Genomic DNA, 25,198 nt, shown 5'->3' on the forward strand with positions numbered 1-25,198 from the left:
CGGTCGGCGAGTTCCCTTGGCGACGTAGGCGGACAGGATTTGCGCGCGCAGGTTGTTCGGGAGCGAGGATCGGGGTTGGCCGTATTCCCGGATGCGGGCAGACCGACCCATCGATCGGAGCAACATGCGTAAGAGACTTTCCCTGCTCGCCGTCGCTTTCGTGGGACTGACGGCGTTGTTACCTGTTTCGGCGGCGAGTGCGGAGGCCGAGCAGTCGTCCATCGCCTGGGCGTTGTGTGCGGAGGAGCCGGCCGCCGAGTGCGGCACACTGACAGTGCCGGTGGACTGGGCCAAGCCGGACGGTCCCACCGTCGACATCGCGGTCGCGCGGCGCAAGGCCACCGATCCGGCGGCCCGGGTGGGCTCGCTCGTGATCAACCCGGGCGGTCCGGGCGTGTCGGGTGTGGAGGCCGTCTACGGGGCGCCCGGCTCCTACACCGAGGAGTTGCAGCGGCGCTTCGACATCGTGGGCTTCGACCCCCGGGGGGTGGCGCGCAGCAACGCGGTGATCTGCTCGGCGTCGGTCTACAACCAGATGCCGCCCCTGGTCATGAAGAGCCAGGCCGACTTCGACGCCTGGGACGCCTTCACCAAGAAGCTGCACCAGGACTGCCGGGAACGTACCGGCCCCGTGTACGACCACGTCGACTCGGTCGACATCGCCCGTGACGTGGACGCCCTGCGCGCCGCTCTCGGCGACGAGAAGCTCACCTTCTACGGCATCTCCTACGGCACCATCGTCGGCCAGATGTACGCCGAGCTGTTCCCGGACCGGGTCAGGGCCATCGCGCTGGACAGCAACATGGACCACAGCCTCGACGTCAAGGGCTTCTTCGGCACCGAGGCGATCGCCGTGGAGCACGCGTTCGACCAGTTCGTCGGATGGTGCGAGTCGGACCCGGCCTGCGTCCTGCACGGCGAGGACATCCGCGCCATCTGGAAGGACCTGCTGGCCAAGGCGCGGGCCGGTGAGCTGAAGTACCCGAGCACGGGCCAGACGATGACCGAGTTGCAGGTCATCTACAACGCGGCGCTGGGCAACGAGGGGCCCGACTGGCGCACGCTGAGCGAGACGATCAACTGGCTCAACGGCGGGCCGCCGCCGGCGTGGGTGCCGCCGCTGCCCGGCAGGGGGCCGGTGGAGGGTGACGCCGCCACCCTGCCGACCACTCAGCTCTGCCAGGACTACAACTTCAAGCTGCGTAACTACACCGACTACGCCACGCTCATGAAGATCGCGAACCGGCTGGCCCCGGACACGCGGTATCACCCGTACATCACGGATGACCTGCCGATCTGCATGAACTACCCGAACACCAACCCGCAGCACGAGCTGAAGTACACCGGCGACGCCCCGCTGCTGGTCGGCAACGGGATCCACGACCCGGCTACGCCGTGGATCTGGTCGGCGAACGTGACCAGGCAGCTCGGGCCGAAGGCGGTGCTGATCACGTACGAGGGCTACGGGCACCGCATCTACGGCAAGGACAAGTGCCAGACGGACATCTTCGACGAGTACCTGATCTCGCTGAAGGTGCCGGCGCAGCACACCACCTGCGCCGTGGGCACCCTCAAGGAGAACACGCTCAAGCAGCAGCAGCCGGCGTGGCCGGCCGACGGGCTCAAGTGGTGATCTGAGGCCCGTACCCGTTCACGCGGCAGGGACCTCGTCGACCGGGCGGCGGGGTCCCGTGAACCAGTGGCGGGCCGACAGGGCCCACCACAGGGCGATGCCGATCAGCACCACCCCGACCGCGATCGGCGCGTAGTTCACGGACGTCCACGTGAAGTCGGCGCTGCCGGGTACGCCGGCCGGGGAGAACGGCATCACGAAGTAGACCGAGACGACGACGATCTCCACGCAGGCGATCCAGCACAGCGCCTTGTACTTCTTGCCGAGCGTCCACGGCCCGGGGACGAAGTCGTCGCCCATGCGCAGCCGGAGCCAGATCGGGATGAGGAAGGCCAGGTAGAGGCCGATGACCGCGATCGAGACGACGGCGTAGAAGGCGACCGGGGTGGCGAACCCCGGAGGGGCGTAGAGGGCGGGCAGGGTGATCAGCGCGGCCGCGACGCAGCCGGCGATGATCGCGTTGACGGGGACGCGGTTGCGGTCCACCTTCGACCACAGCCGCCAGCCGGGCACGGCCCCGTCGCGCGAGAACGCGTACGTCATCCGCGACATCGACGTCACGCAGCTCATCCCGCAGAAGAACTGGCCGATCGTGGAGATCGCGAAGATCGCGGTGGCCAGCGGGGAGGAGAGCGCGGTCTCGAAGATGGCGCCGACGAAGCCGCCCTGTTCGTTGAGCGCGTCCACGTTCGTGGCGGCGAACAGGAACGACAGCAGCAGGATCCAGCCGCCGATGGCCGAGTAGAAGATCGACTGCCACAGGCCGCGCGCCGCGCTCCTGGCCGCGCCCTGGGTCTCCTCCGAGACGTGGGCGCAGGCGTCGAAGCCGGTGATCGTGTACTGGGTGAGCAGGAAGCCGAGCGGGAGCACGTACAACCAGAAGGGCAGTCCGTCCGATCCGTCACCGAAGCCCGAGTTGTTGTTGGTGCCGAAGAAGACGAAGGAGGCCGACTGGTGGTTGTCCGGGGCGAAGATCAGGATGGCGACGATGATCGCGGCGCCCGCCACGTGCCACCAGACGGAGACGTTCTGCAGGAGCGAGATCAGCTTGTGGCTGTAGATGTTGATCAGCGCGTGCAGTGCCAGGACGATCACGAACAGCAGGAACGCCTGCGGGAGCGTGCCCTCCCAGGCGCCGCCGGTCAGGCGGTTGAGGGTGATGTTGAGGAAGGTCGCGCAGCCGTAGTCGACCGAGGCGGTGACGGCGATGAGGCCGATCAGGTTGAGCCAGCCGGTGAACCAGCCGTGGATCGGCTTGCCCAGCTTGGCGGCCCACCAGTAGATGCCGCCCGCCGTCGGGTACGCCGACACCAGCTCCGACATGCAGAAACCGATGATCAGGATGAAGATGGAGATCAGCGGCCAGCCCCATGAGATGGCGATGGGGCCGCCGTTGTTCCAGGCCTGTCCGAAGGTCGTGAAGCAGCCGGCGAGGATGGAGATGATCGAGAAGGAGATGGCGAAGTTCGAGAAACCGCTCCAGGTGCGCGCCAGCTCCTGCTTGTAGCCGAGCTCGGCGAGACGCCTGGAATCCTCTTCAGTGGACATTGAGAGTCTCCCTGGGGGGCGCGGAGGACGCTCCTTTTGGTCTAGGTCTAGACCATTTCCCCCCAGGGGACAAGGTGTTACACGCGGTTTTCGATCTCGTCAGGGTGAACGGTGGTCTCCGCGCGTCCGGCGGAGCTCTACTGGCCGAACGCGTCCATGGCCGCCTGGCAGAACGCCTTGAGGTCGTCCGGCTTGCGGCTGGTGACCAGCATGTTCGGGCCGGCCGTGTCCACCACGACCTCCTTGTCCACCCAGGTCGCCCCGGCGTTGCGCAGGTCGGTTCTGAGGCTGGGCCAGGAGGTCAGCGTACGTCCGCGTACGACATCCGCCTCGACCAGCGTCCACGGCGCGTGGCAGATGGCGGCCACCGGCTTGCCCGCGTCGAAGAAGGCACGGGTGAACTCCACGGCCTCCGGCACCGTACGCAGGAAGTCCGGGTTGGCCACGCCTCCCGGCAGGATGAGGCCGGCGAAGGAGGCGGGGTCGGCGGCGTCCACCGTGTCGTCGACGGCGAACGTGTCCGCCGGGTCCAGGTGGTTGAACCCCTGGATGTGGCCGGGCGCGGTCGAGACGAGCCTGGGCGTGCCGCCGGCCTGCTTGACCGCCTTCCACGGCTCCGTGAGCTCCACCTGCTCGACTCCCTCGGGAGCGACCAGGAAAGCGATGGTCTTGCCGTCCAGCATGTGTACTCTCCCCCTTGCGCTGCGTGTTTCCACCCCCCTAACCGGTGGGAGGAGATGTATGCGGGCAGTCACCAGGACAGGCGGGACGGCAGGTCACAGTAGTGCCATAAGCGCTGAAAATTTACACCGTCGAAGGAAACGAAGATGAAACAATTTTCCGCCACTCGTTGACACGCGGTCTCCGTATGGTGTGCCTTTCTCTACACAGGAATCCCCGCCTGAAGGTGAGGCACTTATGAGGAGATGGTTCGCACGCCTGGCTGCGCTGGGTGTCGCGCTGTTAGTGGCCGGTCAGGGTACGACGGCCGCCCTAGCCCAGGATCCCGCGGCGGGGAAGAAGATCTTGCGCGTCGGCGCGACGCAGGCCATGGACTCGATGAACCCGTTCCTCGCGGTCCGCGTGGTCTCGACGTCGGTGCACCGCTGGATGTACGGCTACCTCACGGTGCCCGACTCCAAGACGCTTGAGCCCAGCCCCGATCTGGCCGAGTCGTGGGAGGCGTCCGAGGACGGCCTCACCTGGACGTTCAAGATCCGCACCGCCAAGTGGTCCGACGGCCAGCCGATCACGGCCGAGGACGCGGCCTGGACGTTCAACAAGATGATGACCGACGAGGGCGCCAAGACGGCCAACGGCCCGTCGGTGGAGAACTTCGAGAGCGTCACCGCCAACGGCCAGGACCTGGTCATCAAGCTGAAGACGCCGCAGGCGTCCATGCTGGAGAACCCGACCCCGATCATGCCCAAGCATGCCTGGGAGCCGGTCACCGACATCGGCGGCTACGACGCCGAGAAGTACCCGTCCGTGAGCAGCGGCCCGTACGTCGCGGTCGAGCACAAGAAGGACCAGTACGTCAAGTTGCAGGCCAACCCCAACTACTGGCGGGGCAAGCCCAAGATCGACGAGCTGCAGGTCATCCTCTACAACAACCCGCAGGCCGCCATCGCGGGCCTGAAGACCGGTGACATCGACCTGCTCGGCCGGATGACCCCGACGGAGTTCGAGGCGATCCAGAACGACCCGAACATCGAGGCGTGGAACACCCAGGGCCGGCGCGCGTCGTACCTGCAGATCAACCACGGCGCCACCACGCTCGACGACAAGGAGGTCGGCGACGGCCACCCGGCGCTGAAGGACCCGAAGGTGCGCCAGGCGCTGCACTACGCCATCGACAAGCAGAAGCTGGTCGACGAGGTGCAGAACGGCCTGGCCAAGCCCGCTGACGGCTCGATCGTGCCGCCGATGTACCCGGACTTCTTCTGGGAGGCCACCGGCGAGACCAAGATCTCCCACGACGTGGCCAAGGCGAACAAGATCCTCGACGACGCCGGGTACAAGAAGGGCGCCGACGGCGTCCGTACGATGCCCGACGGCGACCGCAAGCTGGAGTTCCGCTTCACCATCCACACCGAGACGCCGCTTGAGGACAAGCTCGCCGAGTACCTGACGGGCTTCTTCAAGGAGATCGGCATCACGCTGACCACGGTGAAGCTCGAATCCAGCAAGTTCACCGAGGAGACCGGCGTCACCGCCCGCTTCGACATCGCCATCAGCGGCTGGTCGGTCAACCCAGATCCCGAAGAGGTCATGGCCACGCACCTGTGCAGCCGCCGGCCGACCGCGAAGGGCGACGGCGGCGGCACCGAGTCCTTCTACTGCGACGACACCTTCGAGAAGCTCTACAAGGAGCAGCAGAAGGAGCTCGACCGGCCCAAGCGCGCCGAACTCCTCAAGCAGATGCAGGAGCGCCTGTACACCGACGCCCCCGTCATCGCCCTCTACTACACCAACGACCTTGAGGGTTACCGCAAGGACCGCATCACCAGCATCACCCCGATCCCCGAGACCAAGGGCCTGCTGTACGGCGGCAGCAGCTACTGGCCGTTCTACACCGCGGACGTCAAGGCCCAGGCGGCCAGCGGCGCGAGCACGGGCGGCGGCTCCAACACCGGCCTCATCGCCGGCGTCGTGGGCGGCGTCGTCGTGATCGGACTGGCGGCCTTCCTCCTGACCAGGCGGCGCAAGAGCACCGCCGACGACCGCGAATGACGACCCCGGCAGAAACACGAGAATGACGACTCCGGCAGAAACACGCGAATGACGACTCCGCTGGAAGCAGCAGAGCCCGCCGCCGCACAGGCGGCGGGCCCCGCTGAGGAGCGCTCCACCCGCCGCGGCACGCTGCGGTACGCGCTGTCGAAGGCCGGTGGGGCGCTGTTCAGTATCGCCATGGTGATCGTCGGGACCTTCTTCGTGTTCCGGCTGCTGCCCGGCGATCCCGTACGCAACCTGGCCCAGGGCCGCAACATGACCCCGGACCAGCTCGACCTCGAACGCCGGCGGCTCGGCCTCGACAAGCCGCTCATCGACCAGTTCTTCGACTTCGTGGGCGACACGCTCAGGCTCGACCTGGGCACCTCCTACGAGTACAAGCGGCCGGTGCTCGACCTGATCGGCGAACGCATCGGCCCGACCCTGCTGCTGGCGGGCACCGGCCTGGTCATCGCGGTCAGCCTCGGCATCTGGCAGGGCACCAGGGCGGGCTGGCGGCACGGCAGCCGCTTCGACAAGCTCTCCACCGCCACCTCGTTGTTGTTGTGGTCGGTGCCGACGTTCTGGCTCGGACTGCTGCTGATGATGGTGTTCGGCGTCGGCATCGGGCCGATCCCCGGCATCTTCCCCTTCCGCGGCATCGAGAGCGTGGACGCGCCCGACGGGTTCGCGTACGTGCTGGACGTGGCCTCCCACATGGTGCTGCCGTGCCTGACCCTGGTGGCCGTGGTCTACGCGCAGTACCTGCTGGTCATGCGCTCCTCCCTGCTGGAGGAGGTCAGCCAGGACTACGTGACCGTGGCCAGGGCCAAGGGCATGCGCGACGACGAGGTACGCCGCCGGCACGCGGTGCCCAACGCGCTGCTGCCCACGGTGACGCTGGTGTTCATGCGCATCGGCTTCGTGGTCGGCGGCGCGGTCACCGTGGAGTACATCTACACGTGGCCCGGCCTGGGCCAGCTCTTCTACCACGCGATCCAGGTGCCCGACTTCACGCTCATGCAGGGCACGTTCATGCTGATCACCGTGTCGGTGATCGTCATGAACACGCTGGCCGACGTTGTCTACCATGTGCTGGACCCGAGGGTGAGATCGGCATGACCAGTGTCGCCATGGCTCGCAGGCGACTCGCGCTGAGCCGCTTCTGGGCCGAGTTCCGCCACCACCGCGCCGGGATGGCCGGCCTGGTGATCCTGCTCGCCGCCGTGCTGCTCGCGCTGGTCGCGCCGCTGTTCATCGACGAGGGTGTGACCAACGTCGTGAACGCCCCCGGCGAGGACTTCGACGCGCCGAGCGCCGCCTTCCCCTTCGGCACCGACGAGTCCGGGCGTTCGGTGCTGCTGATGATCTGGTGGGGATCGCGTACGTCACTGCTCGTCGGCTTCCTGGCCGCCCTGCTCAGCATCGTGATCGGTTTGGTCGTCGGCGTCGCCGCCGGGCACTTCCGCGGCTGGACCAACGGCGTGCTGATGCGGGTCACCGACTGGTTCCTGGTGCTGCCCTCGCTGGTCACGGCGCTGGTGCTGGCGGCCATCCTGGGCGGCAGCACGTGGACGGTCATCGTGGCCATCGCCATCACCTCCTGGCCGTCCACCGCCCGCCTCATCCGGGCGCAGACGCTCGCCATCGAGGCCAGGCCGTACATCGAGCGCTCCAAGGCGCTCGGCGGCGGGCACTGGCACATCACCACCCGGCACGTGTTGCCCAACGTGGCACCGCTGCTGCTGGCCAGCACCACGCTGGAGGTGGCCAGCGCGATCGTCACCGAGTCCACCCTGGCCTTCCTCGGCGTCACCTCCAACAAGACCTCATGGGGCACCATGTTGCGCGCCTCCTACGACTTCGGCGCCGCCACCAACGGCGCCTGGTGGTACATCCTCATCCCCGGCCTGGCCATCCTCGTCGTCGTCATGGCGTTCACCCTGCTCGGGCGGGCGCTGGAGGCCGTGCTCAACCCGCAGCTGAGGAGGGGCGCGTGAGCGAGCGAACCATCCTTGAGCTCCTGCCGCCAACGGAGTTGGTCGCATGAGCCTGCTCGAACTCGACGACGTGTCGGTGACCTACCGCATCGCCGCGGGCGAGGTGCCCGCCGTACGCGGGGTGTCGCTCAAGCTCGACTCCGGAGCCGCGCTCGGAGTCGCCGGCGAGTCGGGATCCGGCAAGTCGACGCTGGCCATGGCGCTGCTGCGGCTGCTGCCCAGGGACGCGCGCGTCGGCGGCCGGATCCTGCTCGACGGCGACGACGTGCTGGCCATGAAGTGGGGCCGCCTGCGGGCCGTGCGCTGGGCCGAGGCGTCGATCGTCTTCCAGGGCGCGCAGCACGGCCTCAATCCGGTACGCAGGATCGGCGACCAGATCGCCGAGCCGCTGTTCGTGCACGACCTGGCCAAGCCCGAGGCGGCCAGGAAGCGCGTCGCCGAACTGCTCGACCAGGTCGGCCTGCCCGCCTGGCGGGCCCGCAGTTATCCGCACGAGTTGTCGGGCGGGCAGCGGCAGCGGGTGATGATCGCGATGGCGCTGGCCTGCTCGCCGAAGCTGATCATCGCCGACGAGCCGACCACCGCGCTCGACGTGATGGTGCAGGCCCAGGTCCTGTCCCTGATCAAGGAGCTGGTCGCCGAGCACGGCATCTCGCTGATCATGATCTCGCACGACCTGTCGGTGCTGGCCGACGTGTGCGACCAGCTCGCCGTCATGTACGCGGGCCGCGTCGTCGAACACGGCCCGTCCGCCGAGGTGTTCCACGCGGCCAGGCATCCCTACAGCAGGGCGCTGGCGGCGGCGTTCCCGACGGTCGGCGACCCCGTCTCGCGGATGGCGCCCAAGGGCCTGGGCGGCGACCCGCCCGACCCCATGCGGCTGCCCGGCGGCTGCTCGTTCCATCCGCGTTGCCCGGTCGCGCTGGACGAATGCTCCTCGCTGGATGTCGAGCTGTGGCCGGCGGGGCCGGGACGTACTGCCGCCTGCGTGCACGTGAGGGAGAAGGAGGAGGCGTCGTGACCGAGACGCGGACCACCGCCTGCGTGCACGTCGGGGACAAGGAGGAGGCGTCGTGACCGAGACGCAGACCACCGCCGAGGCGGTCGCGGCCACCCGGCCGACCCTGCTGGAGGCCCGCGACCTGCACGTCGAGTTCTCCTCGCGGGGCCGCCGCGCCCGCGCGGTGGACGGCGTGAACCTGGCCATCGGCGAGGGCGAGATCGTGGCCCTGGTCGGCGAGTCCGGCTGCGGCAAGACCACGCTCGCCCGCACACTGCTCGGCCTCGAACGCCCCACCTCCGGCGAGGTCCGATACGACGGCAGGGCACTCGACTACGCCTCCAAGGCACTGCGGTCCTACCGCAGGCAGGTGCAGCTCGTCCTGCAGGACCCGATGGGCTCGCTCAACCCCAGGCACACCGTGTACGAGGCCGTCGCCGAGGGCCCGCGCATCCACGGCCTGGCCGACGAGCGGGAGGTCGTCACCACGGCCCTGTCCAGGGCGGGGCTGCGGCCACCCGACCGGTTCTTCCTGCGTTACCCGCACGAGTTGTCCGGCGGGCAGCGGCAGCGGGTGGTGATCGCCGGCGCTCTCGCCCTGAACCCCAAGGTGCTGATCGCCGACGAGCCGGTGGCCTCGCTGGACGCCTCCGTACGCGGCGAGATCCTGGCCCTGCTGCTGCGCCTGCGCGAGGAGCTGGGCCTGTCGGCACTGGTCGTCACCCACGACCTGGGCCTGGCCTGGAACATCGCCGACCGGGTGGCCGTGATGTACCTGGGCAGGATCGTCGAGTCCGGGCCCGTGGAACAGGTGCTGACCGCTCCCCGGCATCCGTACACGCAGGCACTCATGTCGGTGCTGCCCGAGTCGCCCGAGCGGGTGGTCCTGACCGGCGAGCCGCCGGACCCGACCAGGATCCCGGGCGGGTGCCGCTTCCACGCCCGCTGCCAGGTACTCGCCTCGGGCCAGGCAGCCGAGGCGGGCGTGGACGCCCGCTGCCGCACCGAACTCCTGAACATCCTGCCCGCCGCACGAGAAGCCCAGACAGCCTGCCACTACGCCAACGCCTAACCGAGATCGGCGTCGTGGACCAGGATGGCCGCCTGGACCCGGTTGGCCAGGCCCAGCTTGGCCAGCACCCGGCTGACGTGCGCCTTCACCGTGGCCTCCGTGAGGTGCAACTCGCGGCCGATCTCGGCGTTGGACAGGCCGCGGGCCAGCGCCCTGATCACATCCTCCTCCCGGCCGGTGAGCCCGGCGAGCTGCCTGCGGGCGGCCTCGGCGCGGGAGGGGGCGCGATCGGCGTAGGAGGCGATCAGACGCTTGGTGACCGACGGAGAGAGCATGGCCTGACCACCCGCCACCGTGCGGACGGCCGCGGCCAGCTCCCTGGGCGGCGTGTCCTTGAGCAGAAATCCGACCGCCCCCAAACGCAGGGCCTCGTGCACATACTCATCCAGATCGAACGTGGTCAGCATGATCAGCTTGGGCGGTTCCGGCTCAGCCAGCACACGGGCGGCGGCGGCCAGACCGTCCATGACCGGCATACGCACGTCCATCAGCACCACCTCGGGCCGCAACCGCCGCACCGCCGCGAGCGCCTCGACCCCGTCGCGGGCTTCACCGGAGATCGCGATGTCGCCGGACGCCTCCAGGATCAGCCGCAACCCCGACCGCACGAGCTCCTCGTCGTCCACGATGAGCACTCTGATCATGCCGGGCTCCCTGTGATCTGGATGCTCATGCCCGGACTCCCTACGATCTGGGTGCTCACGCGGGGATCCCAGCGATCTGGGTGCTCATGCGGGGATCCTGGCGCTCACGAGGAAGCCACCGCTCTCGTCGGCGGTGGTACGCAGCGTGCCGCCGAGCAGCTCCACCCGCTCCCGCAGCCCCACCAGCCCCCAGCCCGCGCCCGGCAGCTCCTCGTGCGGCGCGCCGGGCGCGCGGTTGCGCACCTCCACCTCCAACTCCCCGTCGCCGAACCGCAGCAGCACGTCCGTGCCGGCGTCCCCCGCGTGCTTGTGCACGTTGGTGAGCGCCTCCTGGATCACCCGGTACGCGGTCCGCTCCACGGTCTCCTCCACCGGCCGGGGCTCGCCCTCGTCGCGCCTGGTCACCTCGATCCCCAGGGCGCGGGACTGGTCGAGCAGCCGGTCGAGGTCGCCAAGCGTCGGCTGCGGCTGTGGCTGGGGGGCTTCGGCCTGGGGCGTGCGCAGCACACCGAGCACGTCACGCAGGTTGGCCAGAGCCTCCCGGCCGATTCCGCCGATCATCGCGGCGGCCCGTACGGTCTCCTCGTCGGCCGCCCGCACCTCCAGCGCCCCAGCGTGCAGCACGATGAGCGAGACCCGGTGGGCCACGATGTCGTGCATCTCCCTGGCGATCCTGGCCCGCTCCTGCGACCGGACCTGTTCAGCGCGCATGACCTGCTCGCGTTCGAGCCGTTCCGCCCGCTCCCTGGCCGCCTCCAGCACCTCGCTCCTGGCCCGCGTCCACAGCCCCACGGTCAGCGGCAGCCCGATCACGCCCAGCGCCATGAACAGCCCGTTGCCCAGCCCGCCGGTCAGTATCTCCTGCAGTCCGCCCCGCAGATCACCGACCACGGCAGAGACGGCGCACACCACCAGGCCGCCACCGGCGTAGGCCACGACGTCCCGGGTCCTCCCGAGCGTGCGGCCCGCATAGTAGGAGGCGACCAGCAGCGGCGGCCACATCACCAGCCAGACGTAGGTGAGCGCGCCCAGGGCGGCCAGCGGCCACCAGGAGCGCCGCGCGTGCCACGCGGCCACGCCCGCGACGGCGGCGATGAGGACCGTCACCGGGTACGGCAGGCCCGACGGCACCCCCATCTGGCCGCCGAGCACGAAAAGCGACAGGGCGAAGACCCCGACGCCGAGCAGTACGAACCGCATGGTCACAGCGTATGGGGCGGACCGGAACAGGCATTACGACGAAAGTAGTAGATGCCGATCGACGATCGGGGCGGACGCTCCTGGCCCCCGGACCGGCAGCGTGGTCGTCATGCGTAGAACCATCGCCATCACGGCCACCGTGCTGATCGGCCTGAGCGTCGCACCCGCCGCCCAGGCCCAGGCCGCGGGGCCCGCCCTGCCCAAGCCGACCGGCTCGAAGCCCGTCGGGTTCACCAACCTGCACCTCGTGGACAAGAGCCGTCCCGACCCGTGGAACCCCGAGGCGAAGGAGCGGGAGCTCATGGTCTCGCTCTACTACCCGGCCAAGAAGGCCGCGGGGAAGACGGTGACGTACATGACGGAGCAGGAGTCGGCGGCGGTGCTCAAGCCGTACGACTCCGTGGACCCCGGCGCACTCACGAAGGTCAGGACGCACGCTCGCGTGAACGCCCAGGCCACCGGCGGCAGGCTGCCCCTGGTCGTCATGTCGCCGGGGTTCAGCTTCCCGCGCGCCACGCTGACCTCGCTGGCCGAGGACCTGGCCAGCAGGGGATACCTGGTCGCGGCTGTGGAGCACACCTACGAGTCGCTCGCCACCACCTTCCCCGACGGCCGCGTCACCAGCTGCCTGGCCTGTGTGAAGGGCCAGGACCATGCCAAGGTCGCCAAGGGCCGGGTGAAGGACGTGCGGTTCGTGCTGGACGAGCTGATCGACGGGAGCTGGGGCAAGCGGATCGACCGCTCGCGGATCGCCATGGTCGGCCACTCGGTCGGCGGTTACGCCGCCTCCCTGGCCGTGCCCGCCGATGCCCGGATCAAGGCCGGCGTCAACCTGGACGGCACGTACTATCCCACCAAGCCGGTCAAGCGGCCGTTCCTGCTGGTCGGCACGGCTAAGTCACATACGCCTGACGGCACGGACGAGTCGTGGAAGCAGGCCTGGCCCAAGCTGACCGGCTGGAAGCGCTGGATCACGGTCAAGGACACCGATCACTCGTCGTTCGTCGACTACGCCGTGCTGAGGTCGCAGATCGGCCTGCCGTCACAGGAGCTCGACGGCGCCCGCGCCCTGGAGATCACCCGCGCCCACCTGGCGGGCTTCCTCGACCGGCACCTGCTGGACAAGCGGACGCCGGTCAAGGACTATCCCGAGGTCAGCGTGCATCGCCCCTGATCGAGCCCAGAAGGGCCGGTAAGGGCTCGAAGGCGCAGAAAGGTCCGAGAAGGGCCCAAAGGCGCTGATCGTAGCCCCCTAGGCCCGAGGAGAGCCCGAAGGTGCTGATCGTGGCCTAGAGACGCTGATCGTGGCCGGTGTCCGCTCGGCTCTGCCCAGCGTGCGGATGGTCGTCGTGGGGCCGTGGCGGCTTAGAAGGCGCTGATTGTGGCTGGTGCGCGTTCGGCTCTGCTCAGGGTGCGGATGACCGCCGTGGGGCCGTGGCGGTGTACGGCCAGTCGGGCCAGCAGTTCGACCACCGGCTCTATCACCGAGTCGGGCAGCGTCGGGGTGTCCACGCCCACGCTGGCCGCCAGGTCGTCGGAGTGCACGACCAGCTCCACGAGCCTGGTGAGCAGGAAGTCGTCCAGCCGCAGCGACCAGCCGGCCCACGGCAGGTTCACGACCCGGTCGGCGGGCTCGCTAGCCAGTGCCGCGTTCTGCATCTCCAGCAGCGCCTGGGCCCGCTCGACCAGCACCGCGGGCCCGGCCGCCGCGGCCGCCTCACCGCCGCGCCGTACGGTCAGGTTGCTCTCGTGGTCGAGGCCCGCCTGCACCCAGGGCGAGCGGGTGAAGTGGTCGAGCAGTGTGATCGGCTCTGCGACCTGGCCGTTCGGTACGAGCACGTCGCCGACCCTGACGAGCTGGTGCGCCAGGTGCCCGGCGAGCCCCGCGACGCTGAACTCCATCAGAGCGCTCGGCTTGTCCCATGACGCCGCCACGGCCGGATCGCGCAGCAGCGCGACCGCCGATGACGCGGCCAGCAGATAGGACTGCCTGCTTTCCCCCATGTGCCGCCCTTTCCCCCGGGTTCAGGTGGTGTTACGCGCGTTCACTATGCAAGTAACAGTCTCCACCCGCATTGTCATCCTGCTTCATGAGATGAAATTCATGAGGCCGGCGCCTCGCTTGATCGCCGAACCGATTCAGGAGGCCGACGCCTCGTTTGATCGCTGACCTAATTTCATGAGATCAGTGCCCGCCCAATCGCTGACCTGGTTCACGAGGTCAGTGTCCGCTGGTTCGCCGACCTGGTTCAGGAGGCCAGCGCCCGCCGGATCGCCGATCTGATGAACGCTCGTGCGAGCCGCGCCCTCCTGAACCTGCTGAGCACGGGCGCAGGGGTGCCGTAGCGGCGGGCGCGGATGTCGGCCACCACCTTCTCCGGCGCGTCCAGCTCGGCCAGTACGTCCAGCGCCTCCCGCTTGCTGATCAGCCGGCCCTCGCGCAGGGTGACCGTGGCCCTGGCGACCGTGATCATGCCCAGGTCCACCCAGACGTCCTGCAGCCAGCGGCGCCGTCCCTGGGCCTTGAGCAGCCAGTAGTCGCGCAGATCCGTGCGTACGAACCGGGTCAGCTCCTCGTCCGTCACCGGCGGCAGCAGCCCGGCGGGCGGCGGCCCGTACAACACCCTCGCCCCGTCGTGCAGCTCGCGCCGCGTGACCGCGGTGACCGGACGCCGGAAGATGCGCTCGTGCGCCCACGTGATGTGCTCGGCCGCGTGGTCGTCCAGCTCCTGCCTGGCCATGTACGAGCAGTGCAGCAGCTCCGCCGGAGGCTCGCGGAGCCTGCGGTGCACGGCCTTGATGCGCCGCCAGTGGTCCATGGTCGGAGGGCGGTCGAGCACGGCGATGAGGTCCAGATCGCTGCGGCCCGGCTGGTAGTCACCGGCGGCGAGCGAGCCGTGCGCCCAGAGCGCGACCAGGGGGACGGCGGGTTCCACGCCCTCCAGGAAATGCTGTAGAAGACGTTCCGTCGCTTCGTGCATGATGGCCACTTTGGCAGCTTCCATCCCCTTCAGGGGAGGGATTTTCTGGATCACTGCCCACCCAGGAGGAACCGCTCCCGTGACCGACCACCGGCACACCGCCGACTGGCTGAAGTACTTCGCCCACCGCGGCCACCGCGACGCACGGCCGCTGGCCGCCGGTGTCGAAGGGGCCGTCTACCGGCTCGACGAGGGGTTGGTCGCCAAGGTGTGGGACGGCAGACCGCCGGAGTACCTCGACCTGACCAGCCAGGTATATGCCGATATTTCCCGTCAAAGGCCGCCCTTCGCCACGCCGGAGATTCTCAAGATCGAGAAGCGGAACGGCACCCTGGTCACCTATGAGCGCGAGCTGGCCGGATCGCCGCTACGGCCGGACTCGGCGGCGCGGGCGCCGGAACGTGACCTGACCTCGGAAGAGACCGGCGCGCTCCTCACGGTCCTGCGCGGCCTGGCCGCCGTCCCGGGCACCGAGGCCATGCGACGCCTCACGGTCCAGGGCGACGACCGGCCGCTCTGGCAGGGCCACACCCGCTTCCCCGACGCTCTGGCCGCCCTGGTCGAGCGCGCGACCCGCCGGCACGGCGACCTGCTCGCCGCCCACGTCCCCGACCTGGCCGAGACGGTCGGACAGACCGTTCAGGCCCTCAGGGCACTGCCCGAAACCCCCGTCACCGTCATCCACGGGGATCTCGTCCCGCCCAACATCCACGTCGACGGCACCGGCCGCCCGGTCGCCGTACTCGACTTCGGCTTCTTCACCACCGCCGGCGACCCCGCCTTCGAGGCCGCGATCACCGCCGCCATCTACGACATGTACGGCCCCCACGCCGCCGAGCACGTGGAGACCCTCACCCACCTCTTCGCCACCGAGCTGGGCCACGCCAGGGAAACGATGCGCCTGTACCAGACGGCCTACGCCCTGACCACCTACGACCTGTTCTCCTCGGACGGCGGCGACGGTCACTTCCGCTGGTGCGCGGCCCTGCTGGTCAGGAGGTGCTGAACAGGGCGCTCACCGACTCGCCGTCGTGGATGCGGCGCATGGCCTCGGCCAGGGCGGGCGCGATCGACAACACGGTGAGCTTGTCGCTGGGCTTGGGCGGCGGGACGGTGTTGGTGCAGACGATCTCCTCGACCTCGGGCCGCGCGCTCAGCCGCTCGATCGCGCCGCCGGCGAACAGGCCGTGCGTGCAGGCCACCCGTACAGACCGGACATTGCGCTCCTGCAGCCGGTCGAGCAGCTCCAGGACCGTGCTGCCCTTGGCGATCTCGTCGTCCAGGATGACCACGTCCTTGCCCGTCACGTCGCCGATCACCGAGCTGATCACCACGCGGTCGTCGCTGTAGCGCTGCTTGGCGCCCATGGCGACGCCGGTGCCGAGCAGGCGGGCGAAGTGGGCGGCCTCCTTGGCGTTGCCGAGGTCGGGGGAGACGACGACCGTGTTGGACAGGTCGTAGCGGCGGAAGTGCTCGGCCATCTCGCGCAGCGCGTGCAGGTGATCGACGGGGACGCTGAAGAAGCCGTGCACCTGCGGCGAGTGCAGCGTCATCGCCAGCACCCTGCTCGCGCCCGCGGCCACCATCAGGTCGGCCACCAGCCGCGCCCCGATCGAGATGCGCGGGGCGTCCTTTTTGTCACTGCGCGCGTAGGCATAGTGGGGCATCACCACGGTCGTCCTGGCCGCGGAGGCGCCGCGTGCGGCGTCGAGCATGAGCAGCAACTCGACCAGATGCTCCTGTACGGGCGGCACGAGCGGCTGGATGAGGAACACGTCGCGCTCGCGGCAGTTGGCCTGCAACTGCACTTCGAGCACGTCATTGGCGAAGCGGTTGACTTGGACGGGATGCAGGTTAGTGCCCAGGTGGGCGCAGATCTCCTCGGCCAGCTCGGGATGGGCGCTGCCACTGAAAACCGTGATGTCTCGCACGATTCCGTAATCGTAGCCAGGGGTGGTGACATTCTTCGAGAGCGACCCCCGGGTAGCTGCCCGAGCGCGTCTGGGGTCGGGGATCCGAGGTCCGGTGGTTACCCGAGCGCGTCTGGGGCCAGGGATCCGAGGTCGGGTGGTTACCCGAGCGCGTCAGGGGTGAGGGATCCGAGGTCGGGCAGGACGCGCCAGGCCAGGGCGAGCGCGTCGGGCGCGGGCGGGTACTTGGGGTGCGGTACGGCGATCACGCGCATGCCGGCCGCGTGCGCCGAGCGCAGCCCGTTGCTGGAGTCCTCGACCGCCACGCAACCACCGGGATCGACGCCGATCCGCCGGGCCGCCTCCAGGTAACCGTCGGGGGCGGGCTTGCCGCGCGGCACCTCCTCGGTGGAGACGGTGGCCGCGAAGCACTCCGTCAGGCCGGCCGCGTCCAGCACCACGTCGATCAGCCGGCGCGGGGAGGAACTGGCCAGCCCCAGCGTGAGGTGCCCCGACAACCGCCGCACCACCTCCACGGCCCCGGGCATCAGCGGCACCTCATCCCGGTAGTGCCCGGCCATCTGCTCCACGACGCCGCGGGCGATCTCGTCCGGTGTCAGCCGCACGCCGAGTTCGTGCAGGTACGCGGCCCACTCTCCGGTGCTCATGCCCATGAGCCTGGACTGCGTGTCCGGCTGCCAGACGCCGCCATGATCGGCGACGAACGCCCGGCGTACCTCCTCCCAGACCGGCTCGGAGTCCACCAGCACACCATCAAGATCGAACACGCACGCTTCCAAGATTCCCCCTCAGCTCGGGACCAGCCAATCACATCGACTTGCCGGGAGATTCATCCTATTTAGGGCGTTTATTGAGCTATTTGCCGGGCGGTGAGGGCATGCGGGGGAACATGGCAGACCTTCCATTTCACGACAGGGCCGACTTCGAGGACGCCGACCGCGGCTTCATCGCCAAGCTCAGCCCCGCAGTGATCACAACAGTGGACGGCAGGGTCGTGTGGGACAACGACTCCTACGAATTCCTCCAGCAGGAGGACTGCCCCCAAACCGCCCATCCCAGCCTGTGGCGGCAGGGCGCGCTGTGCGCCAGACAGGGCCTGTACGAGGTCACCGAGGGCATCTACCAGGTACGCGGCCTGGACCTGGGCAACCTGACGCTGGCCGAGGGCGAACGCGGCGTCGTCGTCATCGACCCGCTGATCTCCACCGAGTGCGCCGCCGCCGCGCTCAAGCTGTACCGGACCCACCGCGGCGACCGCCCCGTCACCGGCGTGGTCTACACCCACGCGCACGCCGACCACTTCGGCGGCGTACGCGGCGTCACCGGCGGCGGCGTGCCGATCCTGGCCCCCGCCGGCTTCATGGAACACGCGATCACGCAGAGCGTCTACGCGGGCCCCGCCATGAAACGCAGAGCCGTCTACATGTACGGCCCCGCCCTGCCCCGCTCCCCGGAGGGCCAGATCGGCGCGGGGCTGGGCATGACCGCCTCGACCGGGACCATGTCGCTCATCCCGCCCACCGCCGAGATCGCGCGTACCGGCCAGGAGGAGACGATCGACGGCGTCAGGATGATCTTCCAGCTCACGCCGGTCGCCGAGATGAACGTGCTCTTCCCCGATCACCGCGCCCTGTGCCTGGCCGAGAACGCCACCCACAACCAGCACAACCTCCTGCCGCTGCGCGGCGACGCGGTACGCGACGTGCGCGCCTGGGCCAGGTACCTGACCGAGACCATCGCCCTGTACGCCCACCGCGCCGACGTCGCCTTCGCCTCCCACCACTGGCCCACCTGGGGCCGCGAGCGCATCGAACGTTTCCTGACCCAGCAGCGCGACCTGTACGCCTACCTGCACGACCAGACCCTGCGCCTGCTCAACAAGGGCCTGACGGGACCCGAGATCGCCGAGGCCGTACGGCTGCCGCCAGAACTGGAGCAGGCCTGGCACGCCCGCGGCTACTCCGGCTCGCTCAACCACAACGTCAAGGCCGTCTACCAGCGTTACCTGGGCTGGTTCGACGGAAACCCCGCGCACCTGTGGGAGCACCCGCCGAGGGAGAGCGCCATCCGCTACGTCGAGTGCCTGGGCGGCGGCGCGGCCGTGGTCGCCTTCGCCAGGCGCTACATCGACGAGAACGACCTGCGCTTCGCCGCCCAGTTGCTCGGCCACGCCGTCTTCGCCGACGAGGGCAACAAGGAGGCCCGCGACCTGCTGGCCGAGGTCTACACCCGGCTCGGCCACGGGGCCGAGAACGCCACCTGGCGCAACTTCTACCTGATGGGAGCGCTGGAGCTGACCGACGGCATCGTGCCCGCGACCATGGAGGCCACCTCGCCCGACTTCTTCGCCGCGCTCACCGTGGAGCAGATCTTCGACTCGATCTCCATCCGGGTGGACGGGCCGCGGGCCTGGCACGAACGCCTGGCCATCGACTGGCACCTGATCGACCTGGGGGAGCGCTACCGTACGACGCTGTCCAACGGCGCGTTCGTGCAGCAGCCCGCCCCGAGCGACGGCGCCGGCGCGGACCTGACGCTGCGGCTGACCAAGGCCCAGCTCGTGGGTCTGCTGGCGGCGGGCAAGGGGGTGGAGGGCGTGGACCGCGAGGGGGACACGACGGTGCTGCAGCGGCTGGTGGCCGTGCTGGACCGCCCGGCGCCGGACTTCGCCATCGTGACGGCCTGACTCATCTCCCTGGCTCGGCCTGCAGCGCCTTGCAGGCCATGGCCAGCAGCGTCACGACGACGGCCGCCAGACCCGGCCCGACCAGCAGCGGCACGCTGAACTCACCCGCATGCCAGGCCGCCGCCAGCGCCGCCGCCGACGTCAGCACCGCCACGCCGAACATGGCCCCCCACAACGGCAGCACGTGCAGGTACGCGAACAACAACGGAAACGCCAGCCACACGAACGGCGGCGACGCCACGGCGGGCACCACCCACGCGACGGTCACCAGCCCCAGCCACACGCGCCCCGCGACGGGCCGGTCCCAGATCGCCGGGCCGGCGGCGTACAGCAGGCCGAGCATCAGGCCCTGGACCGCCACGGCCATGCGGTCCTCGCGCAGCACGCCGATCATGGCGATCGCCAGCAGGCCGCAGGCCGTGACATGCATCGCCCACCTCAGCAGACGCAACGGAGTGTATGTCATCAATCACTAAGAGTAACCGCACGCCTTCTCGCCGCCGTGAGCAGGTAATACAACAGTCCGGCCAGCACGAGCGCGATCACCACACCTATGTTCGCCGACCCGAACGTGCCGCCCTTCAACTCCTCGCTCATCAGGAAGCCGACGACCCCGGCGATGTTCTCGTCGGCCGAGTTGATCAGCCCGAGCCCCACGACCGAGGCGACGACCAGCGACACCACGCCCGCCCAGTTGACGGCGGGCGCGCCGGCCCGCAGCAGCCGCTCGTCGTAGTCCTTGCCGCCCGCCCGCAGCCGCCACATGTCCACCAGGAAGATCGCCGCCCAGGCCGCCATCACCACGCCCACGATGGCCAGGAACGCCTGGAAGGTCGCCAGGAAGCTGGTCGAGACGAACAGCAGGTAGTAGCCGCCCAGCAGCATGAGCAGCCCGTCGATCAGCACCGCGTGGTGCCGCCTGACGGGCACCCCCAGGGCCAGCATCGACAGCCCGGACGAGTAGATGTCCATGATCGCGCCGGCCAGGAAGCCGCCGATGGCGGTCAGCAGGTACGGCAGCAGGAACCACGTCGGCAGGGCCTCGGCCAGCGCCGCCACCGGATTGGCGCCCGCCGCCCCGGCCAGCTCCGGATCGCCTCCGGCCAGCAGCACGCCGAACACCAGCAGCACCAGCGGCGGCAGCGCGCCCCCGAGCATGGTCCACAGGGCCACCGGGCGCGGCGGGGAGTTCGCGGGCAGGTAGCGGGAGTAGTCAGCGCCGCAGTTGACCCAGCCCAAGCCGAGGAGGGTCATCGCGAAGATGATCCCGCCCAGCCAGCCACCGGGCCCGGCCGTGGTCTCCAGGGAGCCGCCGAGCCTGGGCGCCATGAGGACCAGGTAGACGATCGTGAGCACGACGAACACGTACGTCAGGTAACGCTGGACAACCATGATCATCGCGTGGCCGTACACGCCGACCGCGATCACCACCACCGCCGCGACGGCGAAGCAGACAGCCGTGGTGGTCGTGGTGGGGACGTCCGGCGCGAGCCGCCGCAGGATCTCCGCGCCGGCCTGCGCCGAGAGCGTGACCAGCACGATCTCCCAGCCGACGTTCGAGACATAGCTGAACAGCGTGGGCAGCTTGTTGCCCTGGAAGCCGAACGGCGCCCGGCCCAGCGTCATCGTCGGCACGCCCGAGCGGGCCCCGCCGACCGCGACCAGGCCCACGAGCAGGAACGACAGCGCGTAGCCCAGCGCGCCGACGATGATCGCGGGCACCACGCCGAGCCCGAGCCCGACGACGTACACCCCGAAGGCCACCCCGAACAGCGACAGGTTGGCGCCCGCCCAGGGCCAGAACAGATCTCTCGGCCGGCCGTGCCGCTCGTCCGCCGGGACCGCGTTGATGCCGTTCCGCTCGACCTCCATCGTGCCCATGATCGGACGTTACCCGCCCGCCGCCCGGAAACGAAGGGGCTGCCGGAGCGGGCAAAGAAAGCACCTTTAAGCGATATTTCGTGATCAGCAGGGGCATCAGAAGTCAGTGACGATGGTGTCGTCCGGGGGCGACACGCGACGGCGGGCGCTGGCCGTGTGCCTGGTCGCCGCGTTCATGACGGGGCTCGACGTGAGCATCGTCAACGTCGCGCTGCCCTCCATCCGCGACGGCCTGCACGCCTCGGAGGACGGCCTGCAGTGGACCCTGTCCGGATACGCGCTCACCTTCGGCCTCCTCCTGGTCCCCGCCGGTCGGCTGGGGGACTCCAGGAGCCGCAGGACGGTCTTCCTGTGGGGCGTGGCGCTGTTCACCCTGTCCAGCCTCGCCTGCGGCCTCGCCTGGAACATGCACGTGCTGATCGTGGCGCGCCTGGTCCAGGGCATGGCTGCGGGCATGCTGAACCCGCAGGTCTCCGGGCTGATCCAGCAGATGTTCCAGGGGTACGAGCGGGGCCGCGCCTTCGGCGCGCTCGGCGCCACCATCGGCGTCTCCACCGCCGCCGGGCCGCTGATCGGCGGGGCGCTGGTGAGCGTGTTCGGGCCCGACTTCGGCTGGCGGTGGGTGTTCCTGGTGAACCTGCCCATCGGGATGGTGCTGCTGCCGCTGGCCTGGCGGCTGCTGCCGCGTCCGCAACTCGTGCACCGGCGGCCCGAGAGCATGGACCCGGTGGGCGTGCTGCTGCTCGGGATCGGCGTGGCGGGGCTGCTGCTGCCCTTCATCCAGCGGCACCAGTGGGAGAGCGCGGCCAAGTGGCTGCTCGTGCCGGCCGCCCTGGTGGTGCTGGTCGGGTTCGTCGTCTGGGAGCGGCTCTACCGGCGCGAGCCGCTGGTGAACCTGGCGCTCTTCCGCAAGCGCTCCTACAGCTTGGGCTCGGTCATCGCGCTGTTCTACTTCGCCGGGTTCACCGGCATCTTCTTCATCTTCACGCTGTACCTGCAGAGCGGGCGCGGCTACAGCGCGCTGGCGGCCGGGCTGGCGATCACCCCGTTCGCGCTCGGCTCCGCCTCGGCCGCGCTGCTCGGCGGCCACCTGGTCTCCCGGCTGGGCCGCCGGCTGGTCGCCATCGGGTTGAGCATGGTGATCGTCGGCCTGCTGGCCACGATGGAGGCCACCGCGCTCGTACCCGGCCAGGCGGTCGGCCTGGCCACCGCGCTGCCGCTGCTGCTCGCGGGCATGGGCAGCGGCCTGGTCATCGCGCCCAACCAGGCCATCACGCTGTCGGAGGTGCCGCCGGAGGGCGGGGGCAGCGCGGCCGGGGTGCTGCAGACGGGGCAGCGGCTGGGCACCGCCATCGGGATCGCGGCGGTGGGCTCGGTGTTCTTCGGCGGGCTGGGCGAGGGCTGGCCGACCGCCTTCAGGCACGGCCTGGCCGTGGTGGTGACCTCGGTCGCCATCGCCCTGGCCGCCGCCCTGTACGACCTCATCCGAACTCACCACGACACCAAGACCCACCCCGACCCCGGCCGCGAAGGGCTACAACCTGGAGGGGACCCCTGACGCGGGCTGCGGCGCGTGCGGCCGGGCGCGGCGGGACAGGCGCGCGGGCCACCAGCTCAGCCGCCCGAGCAGGATCATCGCCGCGGGCAGGACCGTGGTCCTGATGACGAAGGCGTCCAGCAGCACGGCCACCGCCAGGCTGAACCCGATCTGCTTCATCTCGGCCAGGTTCAGGAACACGAAGCCGCCGAACACCGTCACCATGACGATCGCGGCGCTGGTCACCACGCCCGCCGAGCTCGCGATGCCGTCCAGCACCGCCTGCCGGGTCGGCAGCCCGCCGAGCGCCTTCTCCCTGATCCTGCTGACCACGAACACCTGGTAGTCCATCGACAACCCGAACAGGATGACCAGCAGGAACAGCGGCACCCTCGACCCGATGGCGCTGGTGGCGGCGGGATCGAACCCGAACAGATCCGTGGCCAGGCCATGCTGGAAGAACACCACCACGAGGCCGAACGAGGCCGCCACCGACAACGTGTTGAGCAGCACCCCGAGCAGCCCGAGCAGCACCGAGCGGAACACCACGGCCGTCATGACGAACGTGACCAGCAGCAGGAACCCGGTCACCAGCGGCAGCTTGTCGTTGGTGTGTGCGAGGTCGTCCACGTTGCGGGCGGCGTCCCCGGTGACGGCGGTCTCGACGCCGGGCACCGCTCCCACGGTCGCGGGCAGGTACTGCTCACGCAGGCGCGACAGCGACTGCTCCGCCTCCGGCGAGCTCAGCCGGTACGGCACCGCGAGCTCGACCACGCTGACCCGCCCGTCAGGGGAGGTCCGCACCCCGGTCGTGGCGTCCTTCACGAACAGCGGATCGGCCTCGGTCCGCCGGCTGAGCTCGCTGATCGCCTGAGCCACCTCGCCGGTACGCCCATCCCCGTCGCGTACGACGACGTGATGCCGGGTCTGCAACGCGGGGAAGGCGGCGGCGATCCGGTCGTGGATCTGCAACGCCGGGATCTCCCGGGAGTGGCTGTCCCTGTTGAGCACCCGAAGCTCCATGCCGAGCGCGGGCAGCGCCAGGCCGATCATCACCAGCACGGACACGGCCAGCGTGAGGCCCGGATGCCGTCCGGCGGGCCGCAGCAACGTGTTCCACAACCTGCCGCCCTCCGGCCTGCCCCGCTTCTGAGCCGGCCTGCCCTGCTTCTGAGTACGGGCGGCGCGCCGCTCGGCCCGCCGGCCGATCGCGGCGAGCAGCGCGGGCAGCGCGGTGACCGAGCTGGCCATGGCGACCAGCACGACCAGCACGGTGCCGGTGGCCAGGGAGGAGAACACGACGTCGGAGGCCAGGAACAGGGTGGCGGTGGAGACGATGACGGCCAGCCCGGAGACGATGACCGCCCGCCCAGAGGTGGCGGCGGCCAGCTCCACCACGGCCTGGGAGCTGAGCCGCCCGCCCGCGCGGGCCCGCTCCTCGCGTTCCCGCTTGAGGTAGAACAGCGTGTAGTCCACGCCGACCGCCATGCCGATCAGCAGGATGACGTTGTTGCCGACCCCGGCGTCCGGCAGCAGGTGCGAGACCAGCATCGACAGCCCCATGGCGGCGGCGATCGACGACAGGGCCAGCAGCAGCGGCACGACGGCCATGAGCACCGAGCCGAACACCAGCAGCAGGGTGATCAGCGTGACCGGGAACGCGATCGCCTCGGACATGGCCAGGTCGTCGCTGCGCTGCTGGTTGACGCCCTTGCTGATGGAGGCGCTGCCGGTCTGCTCCAGGATCAGGCCGGGATGGTCGCGCTGGGCCGCGGCGGTCTGGGCGAGCAGCGGATCGACGTGCGTCCGCGCGTCCAGCTCCTTGCCCTTCATGGTCACCGACAGCAGGAGCGCCGTGCCGTCGGCCGCGCGTACGGGCCGGTCCACCTTCTCCACCTCGGCCAGGCCGCGCATGCGGGCGGTGACGTCCTCGGCGGCGGCGCGGGCGGCGGCGGGGTCCAGCCGTCCCGTTCCTGTCCGGATCAGGATGTGTTCGACGGGTTTGCGTTCCAGGCCGACGCTGGTGGCGATGGCCTCGGCGCGGCCGGCCTCGCCGATCCAGTAGTCCTCGGTCGAGGCGTTGTTGGTGCCGGCCGCGATGCCCGTACCCAGGCACAGGACCACGAAGAGGAGCCAGGCGGCGATCGCCCGCCACGGGTGGGCGGCGCTCCAGGCGGCCACCCGTACGACGGGGGACCGTCCCGGTCCGTCATCAGATTTGCGTGGGAGCAGCATGAACTGCTCTCCTTTCCTTGGAGGTGGGTGCGCATGAAGGCACGCCGGAAACGGCGTGGTCGCGCTACTTCCGTCCCGGGTGTGGCGAGTGCCAGCTCGCCGCACCCGGTCTTGCCGATCTGTCTTACTGGTCTG

General features: G+C 69.7%; 21 protein-coding genes. 10 read left to right on the forward strand and 11 right to left on the reverse strand.

The window, feature by feature from the left end; all coding sequences use genetic code 11:
• The first annotated feature begins 124 nt into the window (after window positions 1-124).
• Window positions 125-1,633 carry an alpha/beta fold hydrolase gene (locus AB0I81_RS57865; RefSeq protein WP_360677858.1) on the forward strand — a complete coding sequence of 503 codons (1,509 nt, stop codon included), beginning with the start codon at window positions 125-127 and terminating at the stop codon, window positions 1,631-1,633.
• Between the two features lie 18 nt (window positions 1,634-1,651).
• On the opposite strand, the gene AB0I81_RS57870 is transcribed toward AB0I81_RS57865, so the two are convergent.
• Both AB0I81_RS57870 and AB0I81_RS57875 read right to left on the reverse strand, forming a co-directional pair.
• Window positions 1,652-3,181: an amino acid permease gene (locus AB0I81_RS57870; protein ID WP_360677860.1), complete on the reverse strand. Its 1,530-nt coding sequence runs from the start codon at window positions 3,179-3,181 to the stop codon at window positions 1,652-1,654.
• Window positions 3,182-3,318: 137 nt separating this feature from the next.
• Window positions 3,319-3,864, reverse strand: a complete 546-nt coding sequence (locus AB0I81_RS57875) for a type 1 glutamine amidotransferase domain-containing protein (protein ID WP_360677862.1) — start codon at window positions 3,862-3,864, stop codon at window positions 3,319-3,321.
• A 235-nt stretch (window positions 3,865-4,099) separates the two neighbouring features.
• On the opposite strand from AB0I81_RS57875, the gene AB0I81_RS57880 reads away from it, so the two are divergent.
• The 5 genes from AB0I81_RS57880 to AB0I81_RS57900 all read left to right on the forward strand — a co-directional run bounded on the left by AB0I81_RS57880 (window position 4,100) and on the right by AB0I81_RS57900 (window position 9,968).
• Window positions 4,100-5,914 (forward strand): ABC transporter substrate-binding protein, encoded by a 1,815-nt coding sequence (locus AB0I81_RS57880; RefSeq protein WP_360677864.1) that lies wholly within the window; start codon window positions 4,100-4,102, stop codon window positions 5,912-5,914.
• Between the two features lie 48 nt (window positions 5,915-5,962).
• Window positions 5,963-7,018, forward strand: a complete 1,056-nt coding sequence (locus AB0I81_RS57885) for an ABC transporter permease (RefSeq protein ID WP_360677866.1) — start codon at window positions 5,963-5,965, stop codon at window positions 7,016-7,018.
• The gene (locus AB0I81_RS57890) at window positions 7,015-7,896 is read left to right on the forward strand and encodes an ABC transporter permease (RefSeq protein WP_360677868.1); all 882 of its coding nucleotides are present in this window, start codon (window positions 7,015-7,017) and stop codon (window positions 7,894-7,896) included. The genes AB0I81_RS57885 and AB0I81_RS57890 overlap by 4 nt, the downstream gene beginning before the upstream one ends.
• Before the next feature lie 46 nt (window positions 7,897-7,942).
• Window positions 7,943-8,917: an ABC transporter ATP-binding protein gene (locus AB0I81_RS57895; protein WP_360677870.1), complete on the forward strand. Its 975-nt coding sequence runs from the start codon at window positions 7,943-7,945 to the stop codon at window positions 8,915-8,917.
• A gap of 103 nt (window positions 8,918-9,020) precedes the next feature.
• Window positions 9,021-9,968: an ABC transporter ATP-binding protein gene (locus AB0I81_RS57900; protein WP_360677933.1), complete on the forward strand. Its 948-nt coding sequence runs from the start codon at window positions 9,021-9,023 to the stop codon at window positions 9,966-9,968.
• On the opposite strand, the gene AB0I81_RS57905 is transcribed toward AB0I81_RS57900, so the two are convergent.
• Together AB0I81_RS57905 and AB0I81_RS57910 are read right to left on the reverse strand one after the other, a co-directional pair.
• Window positions 9,965-10,612, reverse strand: coding sequence for a response regulator transcription factor (locus tag AB0I81_RS57905; protein WP_360677872.1), 648 nt, complete (start codon window positions 10,610-10,612; stop codon window positions 9,965-9,967). The two genes, AB0I81_RS57900 and AB0I81_RS57905, sit on opposite strands and share 4 nt — an antisense overlap.
• Window positions 10,613-10,696: 84 nt before the next feature.
• The gene (locus AB0I81_RS57910) at window positions 10,697-11,812 is read right to left on the reverse strand and encodes a histidine kinase (RefSeq protein WP_360677874.1); all 1,116 of its coding nucleotides are present in this window, start codon (window positions 11,810-11,812) and stop codon (window positions 10,697-10,699) included.
• A gap of 109 nt (window positions 11,813-11,921) precedes the next feature.
• Here AB0I81_RS57910 and AB0I81_RS57915 point away from each other — a divergent pair, with 109 nt between their 5' ends.
• Window positions 11,922-12,986 (forward strand): alpha/beta hydrolase, encoded by a 1,065-nt coding sequence (locus AB0I81_RS57915; protein ID WP_360677876.1) that lies wholly within the window; start codon window positions 11,922-11,924, stop codon window positions 12,984-12,986.
• Window positions 12,987-13,177: 191 nt separating this feature from the next.
• On the opposite strand, the gene AB0I81_RS57920 is transcribed toward AB0I81_RS57915, so the two are convergent.
• A complete protein-coding gene (locus AB0I81_RS57920; RefSeq protein WP_360677878.1) occupies window positions 13,178-13,816 on the reverse strand; it encodes a maleylpyruvate isomerase N-terminal domain-containing protein in 639 nt (212 codons plus the stop codon).
• Window positions 13,817-14,061: 245 nt separating this feature from the next.
• Window positions 14,062-14,793: a nucleotidyltransferase domain-containing protein gene (locus AB0I81_RS57925; protein WP_360677880.1), complete on the reverse strand. Its 732-nt coding sequence runs from the start codon at window positions 14,791-14,793 to the stop codon at window positions 14,062-14,064.
• Between the two features lie 79 nt (window positions 14,794-14,872).
• Here AB0I81_RS57925 and AB0I81_RS57930 point away from each other — a divergent pair, with 79 nt between their 5' ends.
• Window positions 14,873-15,799 (forward strand): aminoglycoside phosphotransferase family protein, encoded by a 927-nt coding sequence (locus tag AB0I81_RS57930; protein ID WP_360677882.1) that lies wholly within the window; start codon window positions 14,873-14,875, stop codon window positions 15,797-15,799.
• On the opposite strand, the gene AB0I81_RS57935 is transcribed toward AB0I81_RS57930, so the two are convergent.
• A complete protein-coding gene (locus AB0I81_RS57935; protein WP_360677884.1) occupies window positions 15,786-16,724 on the reverse strand; it encodes a ribose-phosphate pyrophosphokinase in 939 nt (312 codons plus the stop codon). The genes AB0I81_RS57930 and AB0I81_RS57935 overlap by 14 nt on opposite strands.
• A gap of 140 nt (window positions 16,725-16,864) precedes the next feature.
• The gene (locus AB0I81_RS57940; protein ID WP_360677886.1) at window positions 16,865-17,491 is read right to left on the reverse strand and encodes an HAD family phosphatase; all 627 of its coding nucleotides are present in this window, start codon (window positions 17,489-17,491) and stop codon (window positions 16,865-16,867) included.
• Window positions 17,492-17,613: 122 nt separating this feature from the next.
• Between AB0I81_RS57940 and AB0I81_RS57945 the strand changes: the two genes are divergently transcribed.
• On the forward strand, window positions 17,614-19,410 hold the full coding sequence (locus AB0I81_RS57945) for an alkyl sulfatase dimerization domain-containing protein (RefSeq protein ID WP_360677888.1): 1,797 nt from the start codon (window positions 17,614-17,616) through the stop codon (window positions 19,408-19,410).
• A gap of 1 nt (window position 19,411) precedes the next feature.
• Here the strand turns inward: AB0I81_RS57945 and AB0I81_RS57950 are convergent, their stop codons facing one another.
• Together AB0I81_RS57950 and AB0I81_RS57955 are read right to left on the reverse strand one after the other, a co-directional pair.
• Window positions 19,412-19,840: a hypothetical protein gene (locus AB0I81_RS57950; protein WP_360677890.1), complete on the reverse strand. Its 429-nt coding sequence runs from the start codon at window positions 19,838-19,840 to the stop codon at window positions 19,412-19,414.
• Window positions 19,841-19,875: 35 nt separating this feature from the next.
• Window positions 19,876-21,291 (reverse strand): cytosine permease, encoded by a 1,416-nt coding sequence (locus AB0I81_RS57955; RefSeq protein WP_360677892.1) that lies wholly within the window; start codon window positions 21,289-21,291, stop codon window positions 19,876-19,878.
• 112 nt (window positions 21,292-21,403) lie between these two features.
• Here AB0I81_RS57955 and AB0I81_RS57960 point away from each other — a divergent pair, with 112 nt between their 5' ends.
• Window positions 21,404-22,849 carry an MFS transporter gene (locus tag AB0I81_RS57960; protein WP_360677894.1) on the forward strand — a complete coding sequence of 482 codons (1,446 nt, stop codon included), beginning with the start codon at window positions 21,404-21,406 and terminating at the stop codon, window positions 22,847-22,849.
• Here the strand turns inward: AB0I81_RS57960 and AB0I81_RS57965 are convergent.
• The gene (locus tag AB0I81_RS57965) at window positions 22,826-25,063 is read right to left on the reverse strand and encodes an MMPL family transporter (protein ID WP_360677896.1); all 2,238 of its coding nucleotides are present in this window, start codon (window positions 25,061-25,063) and stop codon (window positions 22,826-22,828) included. The genes AB0I81_RS57960 and AB0I81_RS57965 overlap by 24 nt on opposite strands.
• Between the last annotated feature and the right edge of the window lie 135 nt (window positions 25,064-25,198).

The sequence above is a fragment of the Nonomuraea sp. NPDC050404 genome (assembly GCF_040655495.1).
GTDB lineage: Bacteria > Actinomycetota > Actinomycetes > Streptosporangiales > Streptosporangiaceae > Nonomuraea.